A 17,229-nucleotide genomic window follows, 5' to 3' on the forward strand; every position below is an offset into this window, starting at 1 on the left:
TGTCGCATTCGTTGGCTTACTTCAGAATGGTAAATTTCTGCATCAGTCTGGAGCCGTTGTGTTCAATGCTGAGCAGATACGTTCCTGTGGAGAGAGAGCCCATGGAAATGGTCTGTGAATACCCTCTTCCCTTTTTCATAAACTCACTGCGGAGAACACCCATTTCCTGTCCGATCAGGTTAAAGACCCGGATCGTGACCAAACCATCCTCTGGCAGGTCAAAGCTGAACTGACCGGTCGGATTGAATGGATTCGGGTAAACAGAAGACACAGCAAATTCGATGGGTTTCTGATACTCAGATCCACCCGTTGAACCGGCCGTCGGAATAGCTTCGATAACCGCGTGATCGGTTTTCTTTCCGTCATAGGATACATCCGTTAGACGGTAATAGTAGGTAATTCCGTTGGAAACACCGGCATCCACGTACTCATAAGAACCGCCACGACTTCCCTTGCTGATAAGAGCATCTTTGCCGTTGCTTCGATAGGAAGCGATGTTAATAAAGTTCTTGTCACGTGAGGTGGACCGATAGATTTCGAATCCGGCGTTGTTGATTTCCGATGCGGTTTTCCATTTCAGGGAAACCTGCTGATTACCTGGTACGGCAGACCAGCTGACCAGTTCGATAGGCAGGGGTGAATCACCATCACCGATTGTGAATTCTGAGAAGGAGGTTACATCGAAGGTAACTGTGTTCGGATTTCCAGCGGTATTCCAACTGGTAGCCGGAATCGGGAACCAGGTGGTTCCGCCATCTTCACTTTTGAACAATATGGGGGTCCCATCCACATCCACCCCGGCATTGTTTTCATCCGGCCAGGTAAGGGTTACAGTAACCGGTTCGCCGGGTTGAGTGGTCGGAGTGATGGTCCAGCGCTGAGCAATGCTTCCACCGATGATAAAGGCAGCACCTGTTTCACGGATAACAGTAGTGGCTCCCATATTGGCAGTGCCAGGATTGATATTGATTCCCAATCCGCCAATGTTAGTGACCAGGGCACCATTAATGGTTGGCAGAGCCTGAACCGTTCCAACGATGTAAGTTGCCGGTGTTTCACCCGAAAGAGAACCACTGGACCCCAACAGAAGCGAATTACTACCGGTATTAATCTGAACTGCAATGGTAACGGTTCCTGAAGCGGTTACATTGCCAGTCAGGGTAACCGGACTGTTGTAGGTGGTATTTACGACCGTTCCGGAAGTCGGATTTTCATTGGCAGCCACTGTATAGGAATAGTTGGAGCCAGCATTTGTATTTGCTTTGAGGGTTAACAGGTCAACATTGCTGCCCCATGATGCGGAAGAAACGGTGGTGGTAAGTGCATAGTAACTCACCACGGTACCGGCAGAAAGCCCAGGAATGATAGCCGTACCGGTTGTACCGGAAACGGTTGCTTCAACCGCATTGTCAGAGGTCCAGCCATTGGTTGTGTAACGGATATAAACCAATTCCTCCGCCGATTTGGAATCGCTTAGTGTCACAGTGACCGTTACATCTTCGTCTTCAAGCGGAGAAGCGGCATCACGGGTAACAGAAGAAATCGTAACCGGTAAAGCACTGGTTTCAAGAATTGCAACGGGATTGGATCCGTCAAATGCGGGTGCTGCAGGAACATTAAAGGTGTAATATCTGCCGTTTGTTACCGCAACGGAACCATCCTGATCGTTGTAGGAGGAAAGGGTTCCTGCCGAATTAACTGTTACCGGGCCACCCCATTTGTGGGCCCAGTCAAACCGACGATAAAGGAAACCAGCCGTACCGGTGGCGGTTGCCGAAACAGTAGCCTCTGCCAATCCGGCAATTCCTTTGGCAGATACACCAGCTCCACCTTCAGGAACCAGACCACTGAACAACCACAGATCATAACCCAGGGCAGGTGTGCTTGTGTTGGCAGTGTTCGACAAGTTGGAAACATTCGAACTGGCATCCTTGGCTCTGATCTTAAAATAATAAGTGGTTCCGAAAGACAATCCAGTAATGGTTGCAGAAGAGGTTGTTCTGGTTCCAAGAGCAGCGATCCCGGTTTCGTCAACTTTGGTATCGCTCAGTCCCGGATTTCCGGTGGTATTGTAATAAATCTCATAGGTATCAAAATTGTCCTCGGTTACCGGAGTCCAATTCAGGGTAACAGAAGCGGCATTAACCGAAGCAGAGGCAGAAAGATCGGAAACATCGGTTGGTGCAGTTTCATCAGGCGCGGGGGTCGATGTGTAGCTGAACAAACTGCTTGCACGGAGTGAAAGCATATCAACGTTTGAAGATCCCCAAGACCCGGAGGAAATATTGGTTGTGAGGGCATAATACTGAATGGTTATTCCATCTGGCTGTGCAGGAATGGTGTAGGTTCCCACTGCACCCGTCATGGTAACTTCACCGATACCAGTTACGCCCCAGTTATCTCCTGTATAGAGCAGATAGACCAATTCACCGGTGGAAGGCGCTGCAGAAAGGGTAATCGTTACCTCAACAGCATCATCGGGGGTAGGAGAAGAAATATCCCGGGTAACCGAAGAAATGGTTACCGGTTCAAAGTCTGTTTCAAGGAAGATTCCTGATGTATTTCCGTACCCGGAATCGAGCCAGTTCATGGTATACCAGCGTCCGTTGGTCAGGGTGATGGAGTTGTTAGTCGCATCTTCCTTAATGTAAGTCTGAATGGTGTTCAGGGAAACACTCACACCCGACCATTTGTTGTTGTACGGACTTCCGGAAGGTCCGGATGTAAACAGGAACTCATAACTACCTCCAACCACGTCCGCTCCTGATGCGTCCGCACTGAATGTGGTGGTGTATCTGCCGGTTCCGCGTCCGGTTGTGATTCTTGTGACTTCACCACCAACCACCTGAGTGGAACTTCCCAATGCAGGAACGTTTGAGGGTGGGTTGGTCCAGCTATTCCAGGCGCCGGGCATATTGAGCCCTTCGGGTCCAAAAATCTGGCCGAAACCGGTGATTGGTAAAAGAAACAAAACCAGTGATAACAGTTTTCTCATAGAGTCCTCTGGATTAAAAGGCCGAAAGTACTAAGTACGTTGACAATTCTCAATATGATATAACAAGATTTGACGACTAATGCGATTTCGATCACAGACAATAAAGTCCTTAATCTTCCGATCTTACCTGATTCCGGACAATCACCATGACGGCTGACTGAGGAACGATATAATACCGGCTTCCATCAAAGTGAATTTCAATGGCCTGATCCTTCAGATACATGACATAATCCCCTTCTTCTGCCTGCAGGGGAATGTATTTCACTTCAGACCTTTTTTCCTTCCAGGGTTCATCGTCCAAGGCCGAGGGATTCGGTATGGCATATCCAGGTCCTGTTTTTACAACGTAACCACATTGGATCTTTTCTTTTTCCCTTACCGTGGGAGGTAAATAGAGGCCCGAATCCGTTTTTTCCTTTGAATCATCCGGACTGATCAGCAGGCGGTCGCCAATAACGATGATTTCCTTTTTAAACCGCATGTGTCTTTCCTTTCAATAAAAAAAAAGAGGCCGTCCTTTTGAGACGGCCTCCCGAAATTACGAAACAGTGGCTGTTATTTCAGCACCGTGAATTTCTGCATTAGTCTGGATCCGTTGTGTTCGACGCTAAGCAGATACGTTCCGGTTGAAATAGAGCCCAGAGAAATGGTCTGAGAATACCCTCTTCCCTTTTTCATAAACTCACTGCGTAGAACACCCATTTCCTGTCCGATCAGGTTAAATACCCTGATCGTAACCAATCCATCCTCTGGCAGGTCAAAACTGAACTGACCGGTCGGATTAAATGGATTCGGGTAAACAGAAGACACGGCAAATTCGATGGGTTTCTGATACTCAGATCCGCCCGTTGAACCAGCCGTCGGAATGGCTTCGATGACCGCGTGATCGGTTTTCTGACCATCATAGGACACATCGGATAAACGATAATAATAGGTGACACCGTTGGAAACACCAGCATCTACAAACTCGTAGGAGCCGCCCCGGTTACCTTTGCTTGAAAGGGCGTCCTTGCCATTGCTGCGATAAGAAGCGATGTTGATAAAGTTCTTATCACGGGAGGTGGACCGGTAGATTTCAAAGCCGGCGTTGTTGATTTCTGATGCAGTCTTCCACTTCAGAACCACCAATTGATTGCCAGGGATGGCTTGCCAGCTGACCAGTTCAATGGGCAGTGGCGAGTCATTATCACCAATGGTGAACTCTGAGAAGGAATTTACCTGAAACGTTACTGTATTCGGATTTCCGGCTGTGTTCCAGCTGAGCGCAGGAATAGGTGACCAGGTGGTTCCTCCATCCTGACTTCTGAACAGAATCGGATTGGTATCCACATCCACTCCAGCATTGTTTTCATCCGGCCAGGTCAGCGTTACCGTTACTGGTTCGCCGGGTTGACTGTTCGGAGTAATGGTCCACCGTTGTGCAACGCTGCCGCCGATAATAAAGGCGCTGCCGGTTTCGCGGATAATGGTGGTGACACCCATGTTTGCAGATCCAGGATTAATGTCGACTCCAAGCCCGCCAATATTATTCAGCGGAGCACCATTAATCGTTGGCAGAATCTGAACAGCACCGATGATGTAGGTGGCAGGTGTTTCTCCCGTAATCGATCCGGTGCCGCCAAGGTTGATGGTGTTTCCATCGGTGTTAATCTGAGCACCAATGGTCAGGGTACCCGAAATGTTCAGACCACCGGTAAGGGTGGTGGGTGAGGAGAAACCTGCATCGGTATAGCTACCGGAGGTGGGATTTACGACCGGGTTGGCTGTCAGGGAGAAATCATCCACCCCGAGAGCATCATCTGAACTGGTTGCATTCAGGTCATTCCAGCGGATGTAGAACACTGCACCATCTGCAATGGAAAGACCAGTCAGAGTAAAGGTGACTGCCGCACGGTTGGCTGAGTTGTTTCCGTTCAGCGCGCCGGCAGTTCCTGTACCGATCGGTGCTGTAAAATCCAATTCATTCACATCGGTCCAGGTTCCGGTCGTCAGACTCGTGGCATCGGTGGAATACTGGAAGTCCAGGCGGTCATTCCGGCCGGTTGCTCCCAACCGCCATTGTTCTCCGGTATAGCTGATTGCCAGTTCGGTAACCGTGACACCTGTGTTATTGATAAAGGCGCCGCCTACTACAGGAATGACACTGCCTGATTGCAAACCACCAAACGCACGGTCTGTATCGGTACCAGTACCCAGACTGTAGGTGTTCCCGCCATTGGATGTTCCGTCACTGGCCGCATACGTGGTATTGGCTGATGTACCGGTTTCGCTGAACAACCATCCGGTCGGAAGCGTTGAATTGGTTGTTCCGGCAGTTGCAAGCGTATTAAAATCCTGAGTCACGGCAGAATTTACAGCCGCAATGTTTACCGCATTCACATCATTATCGGTAATGGCCACATTCTGGCTGACCGTTGCTCCCAAACCCATTCCTGCGGAGGGATTGCTGATGGTCAACGTGGCGGTTTCGGCTCCTTCTATGTCACTGTCATTCAGGATGGTAAAGGTAACGGTGCCGGTGGTCTGTCCATCCAGAATGGTCAGGGTAGAAGCGGACAGCGTGTAATCGGATACTGTGATTCCTGTTCCCGATACAGCCACATCCACTGTCTGATCTCCTGTAACGGCAGATGAAGCCGTTGCAGTCAGTGTCACCACAGTTCCGGCTGCTTCGGTACCGGTGTTTGAACTTGCACTCAGCTGAACAGTGGGCTCATTGTCGGTGATAGCCACGTTTTGTGACAGAGTCGACCCCAATGCTATTCCGGATGACGGATTTGAAATCGTCAGCGTTGCTGTTTCACTTCCCTCATAAAGAGCATCGTTTTGTACCGTGAAAGTCACCGAACCGGTGGTGTTTCCATCCGGAATCGTAATCTGACTGCCCGATAGGCTATAGTCTCCTGCTGTGATACCAGTTCCGGAGACAGCCACATCAACTGTCTGACTGCCGCTGACCGCTGTTGTCGCTGTGGCGGTAACAGTTACCACCGTCTGATCAGCTTCTGTCCCGGTATTGGTATCCACCGACACATTCACCAGGTTGGCATCGTTATCGGTGATTGCAATATCCTGACTCAGGGTTGATCCAAGCACCAGACCAGCAGATGGATTGCTGATGGTCAGGGTGGCTGTTTCAGACCCTTCAACGGCGGCATCATCCTGTACAGTGAAGGTAACGGTACCGGTTGTGGCACCATCCAGAATGGTAATGGTGGTATTGGTAAGCGTGTAATCACCAGCAGTGATTCCGGTGCCGGAGACAGCCAGATCAACGGTTTGGTTGCCGCTGACGGCTGACGAAGCTGTTGCGGTAACGGTAATGGCTGTTTGAGCTGCTTCCGTTCCGCTGTTTGCTGAAACTGACAGGTTAACCGTGGGGGTAGAAGCTGTTGAGGTAACAACAAGGTTATCAATACTGATTTTCGGACGACTTCCGGTCGATCCGCCTGTTCCATTATGATAATAGAAGCGAAGCTGGGCGGTTGCTGAATTGTTAAAAGCGGATGGAAGAGAAACCGATGAAACCGAGGCACTTCCAGCAACATTGTTGGTGGCAGAATAAGGCAGATTGGTACCGGTCAATTCGGTATACGTGGTTCCATTGGTTGTATAGTAAACCCGAAGTGTTCCGACACGGTTTCCTGTGCTGTTAAAAACGGTGGCAGCATCAAAAGAAATTGTTCCGGCATTTCTTCCGGTAAAGTCAAGGAATAAATCGATGGCGGCGGACGATGAATTATCGGTTGCACCAGTCGAAAGGAGAAGGATATTATTGGTGCCTCTCTGAACGCCTCCGGTTGAACCGGTCTGGAAACTGGTAGTAGCTGCGGTAAGCCTGGTAGCATCAGGAATCGTGGCACTACCACCACTGGCTAATCCTTTCCAGGACGCAGAACCTGATCCAACAGCAAAAGTCCCGCTCGTATTTGTCCAGGATGCGATATCGTCAAAATTAACTGAATAGTTACCAGATGACATTTGGTGAGCTGTCTGAGCATGCACCATGATGCTGGTCAGAAGCAAGCCCACAACCAATAACCCTTTTTTCATAGTCAAATCCTCTCCTCTTGAGATTTTTACGAACCGCAAAGAAAACAGTGGGAACCGAGACTTCCAACCGGATGGCAGACCCTGCCGGAAAAATTAATCTTCCGGTAATCAGGCTGTTTACCGATGGTTATTCGGTCTCCGGTTTCTCAAAAATACCCGACCTTTTTCTGGCGGGTAATCCGGTAATCTCGATCAGGCCGGGATTGGCCGGCGGGGAAGAAAACGAAGAATGATATGGCGCAGACGGTACCTGATCTGGCGGTTAATCAGGTGGTGGTATCCTGCATAGGTGGGAAACATGGACGGTTTCATTTCAGGGACTCCTGTCAGGGGTAAAAATGAAAAAGCCTCCGGGGATGATCATCCCGGGAGGCCTCGGTTCCTCTACTCAGTATGTTGCTCCTGGCAGATAGGGATCATCTGCCGGAATTCCCATCGGTTATCAGTGTATCACTCCTTCCGGAAGGCGGGCCGGTTCCTGCCGGTGATTCCAGAAATTAAGGTAGATCCGTTCCCAACTCTGGGTTTCGGCATATTCCCGTGCCTTTCTGGACATGTTCCTTCGCTTCTGGTCATTTTTCAGCAGTTCAATCAGGGCCGCTGCCATGGCATCCACATCCTTGGCACCAGTAACCATACCGGTCTCGCCATGAATCACAATATCCTTGGGACCGCCAACATTGCTGACCACCGCCGGCACTCCGCTGGCCAGTGATTCCAAAACGACATTTCCAAACGTATCGGTGGTACTTGGGAAGAGAAACACATCACCGGAGGCAAAACTGCGATATAAATCCTCCCCTTTCATAAAGCCGGTGAAAACGGCATGTTCCCCTTTTAACTCCGATTTAAGTTCTTTCAGGTACGGACCGTCACCTACAATTACCAATGCTGCATCGGGAACGGCCTTATGTACTTTTTTCCAGACTTTGGGGATCAGATCAAGGTCTTTCTCTCTGGCAACCCGTCCGATGTAAATTACCTTTTTTTCGCCATTCAGCCCGAAGGATTTGAATGCATCAGGGGTGCGTTTGGCCGGAGTAAAAGCGTCAATATCGGTTCCATGCGGAAACAGAGTCATTTTTTCGGCAGGCAACCCTTTGCGTAACAGTTGCGACCGGTAATGGCTTGATGGCACATGAACCACATCGGCCTGATTGTAGAACCACAACATGAATTTCCAGGCAATGTCTTCCATGGCCCGGTCATTGGTATAGTAGCGCACGTAGCCGGGAAAATCGGTGTGATAGATCATGCTGATCTTCAGATTCAGCAACCGGGCTGCCCACATGGCGGCCACTCCAACAGTGCCGGGTGTCGAAATGATCACCTCGGTGAACCCTTCCCGTTCGAAATACTGAACCATTTCCAGAAACGGAGGGAAGGCCAGGGTGAAGGTATCGTTTTGCGGCAGTTTGAAGTCCCCCACTGGTTTGAAATTCTTAACCACCAGTCCTTCCGACTTCACCGCCTCATTGGTACAGGTGACAATGACCAGTTCATGCTGATGTTTCATCCCGATTTCGGCCATTTTCCTGATCACCACCGCCACCCCGTTCACATCCTCGAAGGTATCGGTCACCCAGGCCTTTTTCGGGTGTTCCTCTCCCGGCAATTCCTTGCCTAAGAACTTACGGCTGACCTCGCGGTGAAACGGCTTGTTCTTATTATAATGAAGAAAGGAAATGAAGTAGGGTATCAGACCAATCATAAGCGGAATGAGTGAGGATAACGATTGAATTGAGCCAAAGATGGACCCTTCTGATACCTTTTTTATGGCCTTGGTTGCAAAACGGAAGACCAGTTGGTTAAACACGTAACTTGCAACTTCAAACGTCTGCTGATTCAGCTGCAGGTTTTTCTGCGGATCAAGGATGTTTTCGTCACGGTTCCAGGCCTCATTCAGCTCTACCAGATGGGTCATCAGGTATTGCTTAAAATCCTCCTGAGACTTTTTCTTCCTGAGCCGGTTGATGAAGTAGGTTACTTTATCACGAAAGGAAATGGAGGCAGTATCATCGCCCACAAATCCACCGACCACCGACAGGGCCTTCGAAATATCCGCTTTACCGCTGCCAGATTTAAAATACTGATTTTTATAGTAGGAAAAAACTGTAAAATATAACCCATGGGCAAAGCTGACCGAGGTTTCTGAAACCGTGGTGGCATCGGTTTCTCCCCGGCCGATGGCCCTGATGAAGTCCTGCGGCGTGCTCACATGCTGAGCGTAGGTGTAACCACGGGCTATAAACAAACCGCTGTGATCATCCGATCCCCCTGTGTACCCTTTCCTCCAGCCGGCCGGTGAAAGTGGTAACCGGGGGTGCATATCCTTCAATTGTTCATACATGAGCGGATTGATGCTGGTTGCCACTTCCCTGATCAGGCGGTTTTCCTGAGCATTGCTCTGCCCGTTGGCAACTTCCAGAACATCGAAAAGCAGGAGGCACTTTTCGAACGTTTCCATAGAAAGCTTCCCAGCCACATCGTATAGCGGATGCGCACAGGCATGGACGATCTGTTCCTGTCGCAGCCAGGCCAGCAGCTCGTACACATTTTCTCTCAGGTATTGAATGGTCGCAAACTGTTTCTCAGTGATTCCATAACAGGGAACATGTATTGCACACCCATCTTCGGGAAACCAGGTGGTCACTTCCACACTGATAAACACATCGGGATGGTGGGCAATGTCGAGCACCCCATTAATGGTGTCATGATCGGTAATGGTGACAAAATCCATCCCGCGTCGTTTGGCAGTCCGGTACAGAAAATCAGGCTCGGTGTAGGATTCCGGGGCACCAATCTGCCTCAGAAGCCATTCGGATGGCTGGTCACTGTATTTACTATGAATATGCAGGTCGGCTTTTTTAAGCATGGGTGTTGAATCCGGCAGGTGAGGGGACAACGCAGATCGGTTCATGTTTCTGCAAAGGTCAGGAACCGAGATCACCCGGAATGAACCGGAACGTTAAGTGTTTGTGAACAAACGGTTTCCCGACTCATCCGTCCGGAATTTTCATCTCGGGCTCCTGAATGGTAACTTTCCGGCATGAATTGGCTTGCCCGTCCACTATTCACCATTCTCTGGACCCTTCTCCCGGCTGTGACACTTGCCCAGCCATCCGTGTCTGAAACCGGAAACCGGTTTTCCTCGGTCTTTACCAGAGAGGATTATCCGGGTGCCAACCAGAACTGGGGAATCGTTCAGGATTCACTCGGCCTGCTGTATATAGCCAATAATGATGGCATTCTCACCTGGGATGGATCGGTTTGGTCCCTGCTTCCGATTTCCCCGGATCAGACACCGGTCAGGGCCATTGCCCGCGATGAAAACGGACGGATCTGGGCTGGGGGCGAGGGACATTTCGGATACCTGACCCAATCCCTGAACGAGGGCTTATCCTTTACACCTGTTGAACTTCTGCTTCCGGATTCAACCCAAAACTGGTCCATGATCAGGAAAATCATTCCTCACCAGGGACGGCTGATTGTAATCACTCCCGAGGCAGTTTTTACGCTTTCAGAAGGAAAAGCCACTGTATTTATGTCTGATCAACCGGTATCCAATGCCTGGCTGGTGAATAACCGGATCCTGATCAGAATACGGGAAACGGGCATGTTTCAGCTGGATGGCTCCACAGCTACTCTTCTGAGTCAGGATTCACGCTTCGGCTCAGAAGATGTGTATGCCCTGTTACCATTTACGGGAAATCAGGTTCTGTCCGTCAGCCGTCAATCGGGACTGCTGCAGTGGGATTCCACCTTTTCGAAGGCTGCCATTTCCCCCGGATTTGCCAAGGCATCTGCCTACCTGACCGAGAACCGCGTCTACCAGGCAGAACCGCTCAGCGATGGTTCAATCGCGTTTCCCACCTTACTGGGAGGGGTTCTGATCTCCTCTTCCGAAGGTCAGATTCTCGATCGGCTGACCAGTGAAAACGGACTGAGAGAAAATAAATCTTATGCCGTCTTTGAAGACCGGCAGGGTGTCCTGTGGATTTGTCATGAGCGGGGTCTGACCCGATTGCTTTACCGGTCCCCGGTCACCTTCTGGAATGACACACGAAGGCTGACAGGCAGCGTTTACGATCTGATCAGACATCGGGGTGACCTTTATGTAGCGACCGGTTCCGGATTGTTTCTTTTAAAAGGTCATGAAACCCTTCCGGTGATCGGGATTTCCACTCAGGTATGGAAACTGGCTTCTGATGGCACCCATCTCTATGCAGCAACCAACGACGGCCTGTTTTCGATCAGCGGGATCACTTCAGAACCACTTACCCGTGAGGCAACCTATTCCATTCTGATTACGAAACGGGGCATCCTTGCGGGCATCCGATCCGGATTGGTTCTGGTCAGCAGAAATGGAGCGAGAAAAAGCGTTCTTCCTGTTCTGACCGATCAGTTCAGAAGCCTGCTCTTTCACAGAGACGGATCCATCTGGGCTTCTTCACGGCTGAACGGTCTCTTCCGTTTTACCGAAGATGATCTGAATTCGGACGGAAAAAACGTCCTTCACTTCACCACTGATTCCGGATTGCCAGGAAATAGTTTCAATCAGATTCACCGGTTCGGAAACGATCTGTACGCAGCTACCCAGCAAGGATTTTACCGGTTCAATGAGACCAGTCAGCGGTTTAACTCAGCCGACCGTGATTTTGCCGGGCGACCGCCGGGACTGGCCACTTATCTGGCCATTTCAGATGAGAACGGGTGGGTGGTAACCGATGACCGCCGGTTGTTTCAACCAGTGGAAACAGGCTGGCAACTGGCCGATTCGGCCTTGTTCTCGAAAGTCCCCGACATGGAATTCTGGGCCATGCTTGCCGAGCCCGGTGGCATCATCTGGGTGGGCGGCACAGAAGGTCTGTTCCGGATTGACCGAAGTCCGGTTCAACGACAAATTCCTTCTCTTAAACCTGTGATCCGGTCGGCCGGATTCAACACCGGACCTGTTTTTTACCTTCCTCCCGATGGTTTCCGGTCCGATCCGGTTTCCTTTTCTGCCAATTCGGTCCGGTTCAGCTTTGCTTTGCCCGATTTTCATACCACCCGGCGGTTGCCTTTCCGCTTTCAACTGGATGGATTTGATCCGGAGTGGTCGGGCCCATCCTACTCATCTGATAAGGAATACACCAACCTGCCGCAGGGAACTTATGTTTTCCGGGTTATCGGTCTCCGTTCTGATGGAAACTGGTCAGAAGAAGCCACTTTTCAATTCAGGATTCTGGCTCCCTGGTATCAGACCTGGTGGATGATTTCAATCTGGGTGCTGATGGCTGCCGGTCTCATCGGTTTCATTGTCAGGATCAGACTGAATCAGTTGCAACGCGACAAGGAAGCGCTTGAAGAGCGGGTATCCGAGCGAACAGCTGAATTGGAAAAGGCCCTGATCGATCTGAAATCGGTTCAGACACAACTGATTCAGTCAGAGAAAATGGCCAGTCTTGGCATTCTGACCGGCGGAGTGGCTCATGAAATCAACAATCCGGTGAATTTTATTCATGGGGCACTGCCGGCCTTGCGTCAGGACCTTCTCGATCTGACCGGTCTGATCAGTACCATCAGGACCCGGCTTGAATCAGAACCGGGTCAGTCTCCGGAACTTATACTGTCCCTCATCAGGGAAATTCAGCCTGATGAATTACGGGATGAAATCAACAGTCTGCTTGAAGGAATAGAATCGGGAACCAACCGGACCATCAGCATTGTAAAGGCCCTCAAAAACTTCTCTCGTCTTGATGAACAGGAAATCAAGCCGGTCAACCTGGCTGAAAGTATCCAATCGGTCCTTTTATTTCTGAAACCTGCCCTTTCTGACCGGATTGCGGTCAACAGCCTGATCAGCCAGGATCTGGTGGTTGAAGGTTACCCTGCCCAGATAAATCAGGTGCTGATGAACATACTGACCAACTCTGCCGAAGCCATCGGCAGCAAGGGGACCATCACCATCCGCGGATCTGAACAGGGCGGACAGATTCAGTTAAGTATAACCGATGACGGAGAAGGGATGGCCGAAAAAACGGTGGTTCACGCATTTGATCCGTTCTTCACCACCCGACCGACCGGAACTCATAAGGGATTGGGGCTGTCAATCGCCTACCAGATTATTCAGAATCATTCAGGAACGATCAGTCTGGAAAGTCAGCCGGGAAAAGGAACTACCGTATCTATTGCGTTGCCTTCAAAATGGAGTGAAGACCCGCGTTAGTCGGCATCCGATGATGTATCGCCGGCATCAACCGGTGGCTGAAACGGAATAGGAGGCCGTTCACCGGGAAACAGCGTGCGGTAGCGGTCCACCACACCATACACACCCACACCAAAAGCAACGGCCACATTCAGTGATTGCTTATAGCCGAACTGGGGAATTTCCAGTGCAAAATCACAGGAAGCCAGAACGTCATCATCCACACCGGTGATTTCATTGCCCAGAACCAGAACCATGGGAAAATGCTCCCGCTCAAGGTCATTAAATGAAAGCGACGGACGGGCGATTTCCAGTGCGCCGATCCGGTAACCGGCTGCCTTTTCTTCAGCAATGGCATCAAAGATGGATGCATGATACCGCCACCTGACCGATTGAGTACTTCCCAGCGCCGTTTTCTCAATTTCCTTCCGGGGAGGGGCGCCGGTGTAACCACACAAAATCACCTCGGCAATCCCTGCTGAATCGGCGGTGCGGAATACAGACCCGACATTGTACAGTGACCGGATGTTATGCACCATCACTTTAACCGGATGACGGGGTTGGTTCAGCACCTCTCCCAGGGAAAAGCGTGGAATCTCTTCGTGCGGAATTTTCTTGATCATCCTCAAAAATGGCATCAATCCTCACCCGGTAGCAACCCCTGACCACGATTTTCCTTCAGAAGGGTTGCGTTTATTGTTACCCCCTCTGATATTTGCAATTCTGTATAAAAAACGGGCTTATGCGTCTTAACCGGAATCATTTTATCGTTTTACTTGCTGCCATTGCCGGCATCCTGATCATTCAGGGATGCGGGTTGACACAGCAGATCCGGGAAGCCCAGAATTTTGCTAAGTGTGAATTCAAATTATCCTCGGTTCAGGATATCCGCGTTGCGGGTATCAATTTCCAGAAGGTGGATTCCAAGTCCGATCTGAGTCTTTCCAATCTGGGAAAACTTGGTGGTATTCTGGCTGGTGACCGCATTCCGCTGACACTGACTCTGAACCTGGATGTAAAAAATCCGAATGCCACTCCGGCCGCGATGAATCAGCTCGAGTGGATTTTGTTCATTGATGAAATTGAAATGCTGGCTGGTTCTTTGAATGAGAATGTATCGGTACCCGCCAACAATGGCGTTACTACACTTCCGCTCAGGTTCGAGCTGGATGTTAAAAAGGTCCTGTCGGGAAAATCCTTCGATTCTGCTCTCAACTTCCTGTTTAACCTGGCCGGTGAGGGAAATCAGCCCACCCGGTTTTTACTGAAGGCCAAACCATCCATCATGGTTGGATCCTACAATCTGAAATACCCGGGTTATCTCGATATTCGAACCGAGTTTACGTCTGCTGAAGGAAAAGCAATCCAGAAAACCATCCGGTAAGAGAACCAGCAGAACCCTTGTCAAACAGTTTAATCATCGCCATTGATGGACCGGCCGCATCCGGTAAAAGTACAACCGCCCGCCTGGTTGCAAAGGCATTGGGTTATATCTATGCCGATACAGGGGCCATGTACCGTGCGGTTACCTGGTTATTTATACAGAACGGTATCAATCCCGGAACGGTTAAGACCGACGAGATTTTAAAGGTTCTTGCCGCCCATCCGATCCGGTTGCAACCCGATCAGGATATACAGCGGGTTTTTGCGGGTGACACCGACGTAACCGACGCCATCCGAATGCCCGACGTGACTTCACAGGTCAGTGCTGTTTCAGCCATTCCTGCAGTCAGGAAAGAAATGGTCCGTTTGCAACAGGCCCTTGGCCGTAATGGCGGACTGGTAATGGACGGCCGTGATATCGGTACAGTGGTTTTCCCTGGCGCCGATCTGAAAATTTTTATGGTAGCCGATCCGGCTGCCCGGGCCCGACGGCGCCAGAAGGAACTGGAAGCCAAAGGGCAGACTGTCAATTTTGAACAATTGCTGGAAGAAATCAGGCAACGGGATCATTCCGATTCAACCCGGAACGATTCACCCCTTCGTCCAGCCGCTGATGCCATTCACCTCGACAACAGCCAACTGTCAGTCGAAGAACAAGTGGAGTGGGTGGTCAGCAAAGCCCGGCAGGTAATGAACACCCGTCGGGAATCAACCGTTTTAACCGGAGGAAAACTAATGTCCAACAACCAAAAATCCCGGATCTCTGTATCCGAACTCGAAGCTGGTGCTGTAGTCTCCGCTGCAGACCTTCACGATGATTCGGATTACTCGTTCGATGATCTGGCGCAATTATCTGCTCTGTATGACCAAACCGTTACCAATCTGAAAGAAGGTCAGATTGTTAAAGGCCGGGTCATTTCTGTTTCCGACCGTGATGTACGGGTCGACATCGGATTCAAATCTGATGGTGTGGTTCCGATTCAGGAATTCCATCCCAGCGAATCACCAAAAATCGGTACCGAAGTTGAAGTGTTCCTTGAAAGCGTCGAAAACCGCGAAGGTATTCTGGTGCTGTCAAAGAAACGTGCCGACTTCTATCGTATCTGGCAAAAAATCACCAATGCCTATGAGAAGGATGAGATCATCCGCGGACGTATTTCACGCCGTATCAAAGGCGGAATGGTCGTAGACCTGATCGGAGTGGAAGCCTTCCTGCCCGGCTCACAGATCGACGTTCGTCCGATCCGTGATTTCGATGCACTCGTTGGCCAGGAAATGGATTTCAAGGTTGTAAAAATCAACCAACCCACCGAAAACGTGGTCGTTTCTCACAAAGTACTTATTGAAAAGGATCTTGAAAATCAGCGTGGTGCCATTCTCCAGAATCTCGAAGCCGGTCAGGTTCTCGAAGGCGTGGTTAAGAACATCACCGATTTCGGGGTATTCATCGATCTCGGCGGGGTGGATGGTCTTCTCCATATCACCGATTTGTCGTGGGGTCGTGTCAATCACCCATCCGAAGTGGTCAGTCTGGATCAGACCCTCAACGTTGTTATTCTCGACTTCGACAAAGAAAAGAAACGGATTTCGCTGGGTCTCAAACAACTTCAGCCGCATCCATGGGAAAACATCGACGAGCGCTTCCCGATCGGTACCAAGGTATCCGGCAAAGTGGTTTCTCTGGCCGATTACGGCGCCTTTATCGAGATCGACAAGGGCATCGAAGGCCTTATCCACATCTCTGAAATGAGCTGGACTCAGCACATTAAACATCCGAGCGAGAAGATTCAGATGGGTCAGCAGGTAGATTGTGTGATCCTTTCCATCGACAAGGACAACAAAAAGATTTCTCTCGGCATGAAACAGCTCGAGGAAGATCCATGGGAAAATCTGCTGAAGAAATACCCTGTTGATGTCAAAACCCGTGGCACGGTCCGCAACATCACCAACTTTGGTGTGTTTGTAGAACTCGAGCCTGGCGTGGATGGACTTGTTCACGTTTCTGACCTCAGCTGGACCAAGAAAGTCCGGCATCCGGGTGAAATCGTGAAGAAAGGTGACGTGATCGATGTGACCGTTATCGGAATCGACAGTGAAAACCGTCGTATTTCCCTTGGAATGAAACAACTGGAAGAAAACCCATGGGAGACATTTGAAAATGTATTCCCGGTCGGAACTCCGGTTACTGCCAAAGTTTCCAAGGTAAACGACAAATCTCTGGTCGTTGCCCTTCCATACGGACTTGAAGGATTTATCCCGCAAAGCCATCTGGTCGAAAAGAACAACACCAGCCAGCACTATAAAAACGATCAGGAACTCACCTGCGTGGTCATTGAGTTAAACACCGATGAACGCCGTGTGATTGTTTCTGAAACCGAAGCATCGAACCTGTCCAATAAAGAAGCCATGAAGGCGATTGCCTCTGCTGCCTCTGCAAATGAGACTGCCATGGCGACTGCTCTGAAAGAGGCCGGTCTGACTTCCAAAAAGAAGCCAGCCTCTAAGAAAAAGGATGACAGTAACGACTAACCGGTCGGTACCTGTCCGGTTTTAACCAGAAAAAGTCCGGCGTTCTGCCGGACTTTTTTTATTTAAACACTTTTGCTTC

The 17,229-nt window shown here is 50.1% G+C and carries 8 protein-coding genes; 3 read left to right on the forward strand and 5 right to left on the reverse strand.

The genetic code is table 11. The features are described from left to right. Window positions 1–16: 16 nt before the first annotated feature. The 4 genes from HUU10_10285 to HUU10_10300 all read right to left on the reverse strand — a co-directional run bounded on the left by HUU10_10285 (window position 17) and on the right by HUU10_10300 (window position 9,968). Window positions 17–2,995: a fibronectin type III domain-containing protein gene (locus HUU10_10285; protein ID NUQ81987.1), complete on the reverse strand. Its 2,979-nt coding sequence runs from the start codon at window positions 2,993–2,995 to the stop codon at window positions 17–19. Window positions 2,996–3,104: 109 nt separating this feature from the next. Then, window positions 3,105–3,476 (reverse strand): co-chaperone GroES, encoded by a 372-nt coding sequence (locus tag HUU10_10290; GenBank protein NUQ81988.1) that lies wholly within the window; start codon window positions 3,474–3,476, stop codon window positions 3,105–3,107. Between the two features lie 74 nt (window positions 3,477–3,550). Further along, the gene (locus tag HUU10_10295) at window positions 3,551–7,048 is read right to left on the reverse strand and encodes a T9SS type A sorting domain-containing protein (protein NUQ81989.1); all 3,498 of its coding nucleotides are present in this window, start codon (window positions 7,046–7,048) and stop codon (window positions 3,551–3,553) included. Between the two features lie 442 nt (window positions 7,049–7,490). Next, complete coding sequence (locus HUU10_10300; GenBank protein NUQ81990.1) at window positions 7,491–9,968, reverse strand: glycosyltransferase; 2,478 nt, start codon at window positions 9,966–9,968, stop codon at window positions 7,491–7,493. Between the two features lie 129 nt (window positions 9,969–10,097). Between HUU10_10300 and HUU10_10305 the strand changes: the two genes are divergently transcribed. Further along, the gene (locus HUU10_10305; GenBank protein NUQ81991.1) at window positions 10,098–13,259 is read left to right on the forward strand and encodes a hypothetical protein; all 3,162 of its coding nucleotides are present in this window, start codon (window positions 10,098–10,100) and stop codon (window positions 13,257–13,259) included. Here the strand turns inward: HUU10_10305 and HUU10_10310 are convergent. Next, the gene (locus HUU10_10310; protein ID NUQ81992.1) at window positions 13,256–13,861 is read right to left on the reverse strand and encodes a TrmH family RNA methyltransferase; all 606 of its coding nucleotides are present in this window, start codon (window positions 13,859–13,861) and stop codon (window positions 13,256–13,258) included. The two genes, HUU10_10305 and HUU10_10310, sit on opposite strands and share 4 nt — an antisense overlap. A 119-nt stretch (window positions 13,862–13,980) precedes the next feature. Between HUU10_10310 and HUU10_10315 the strand changes: the two genes are divergently transcribed. Together HUU10_10315 and rpsA are read left to right on the forward strand one after the other, a co-directional pair. Continuing rightward, window positions 13,981–14,622 carry a hypothetical protein gene (locus tag HUU10_10315; protein NUQ81993.1) on the forward strand — a complete coding sequence of 214 codons (642 nt, stop codon included), beginning with the start codon at window positions 13,981–13,983 and terminating at the stop codon, window positions 14,620–14,622. A gap of 17 nt (window positions 14,623–14,639) precedes the next feature. Continuing rightward, on the forward strand, window positions 14,640–17,150 hold the full coding sequence (rpsA, locus tag HUU10_10320) for a 30S ribosomal protein S1 (protein ID NUQ81994.1): 2,511 nt from the start codon (window positions 14,640–14,642) through the stop codon (window positions 17,148–17,150). Window positions 17,151–17,229: the final 79 nt, after the last annotated feature.

It is taken from the genome of Bacteroidota bacterium, from assembly GCA_013360915.1.
Classification (GTDB): domain Bacteria; phylum Bacteroidota; class JABWAT01; order JABWAT01; family JABWAT01; genus JABWAT01.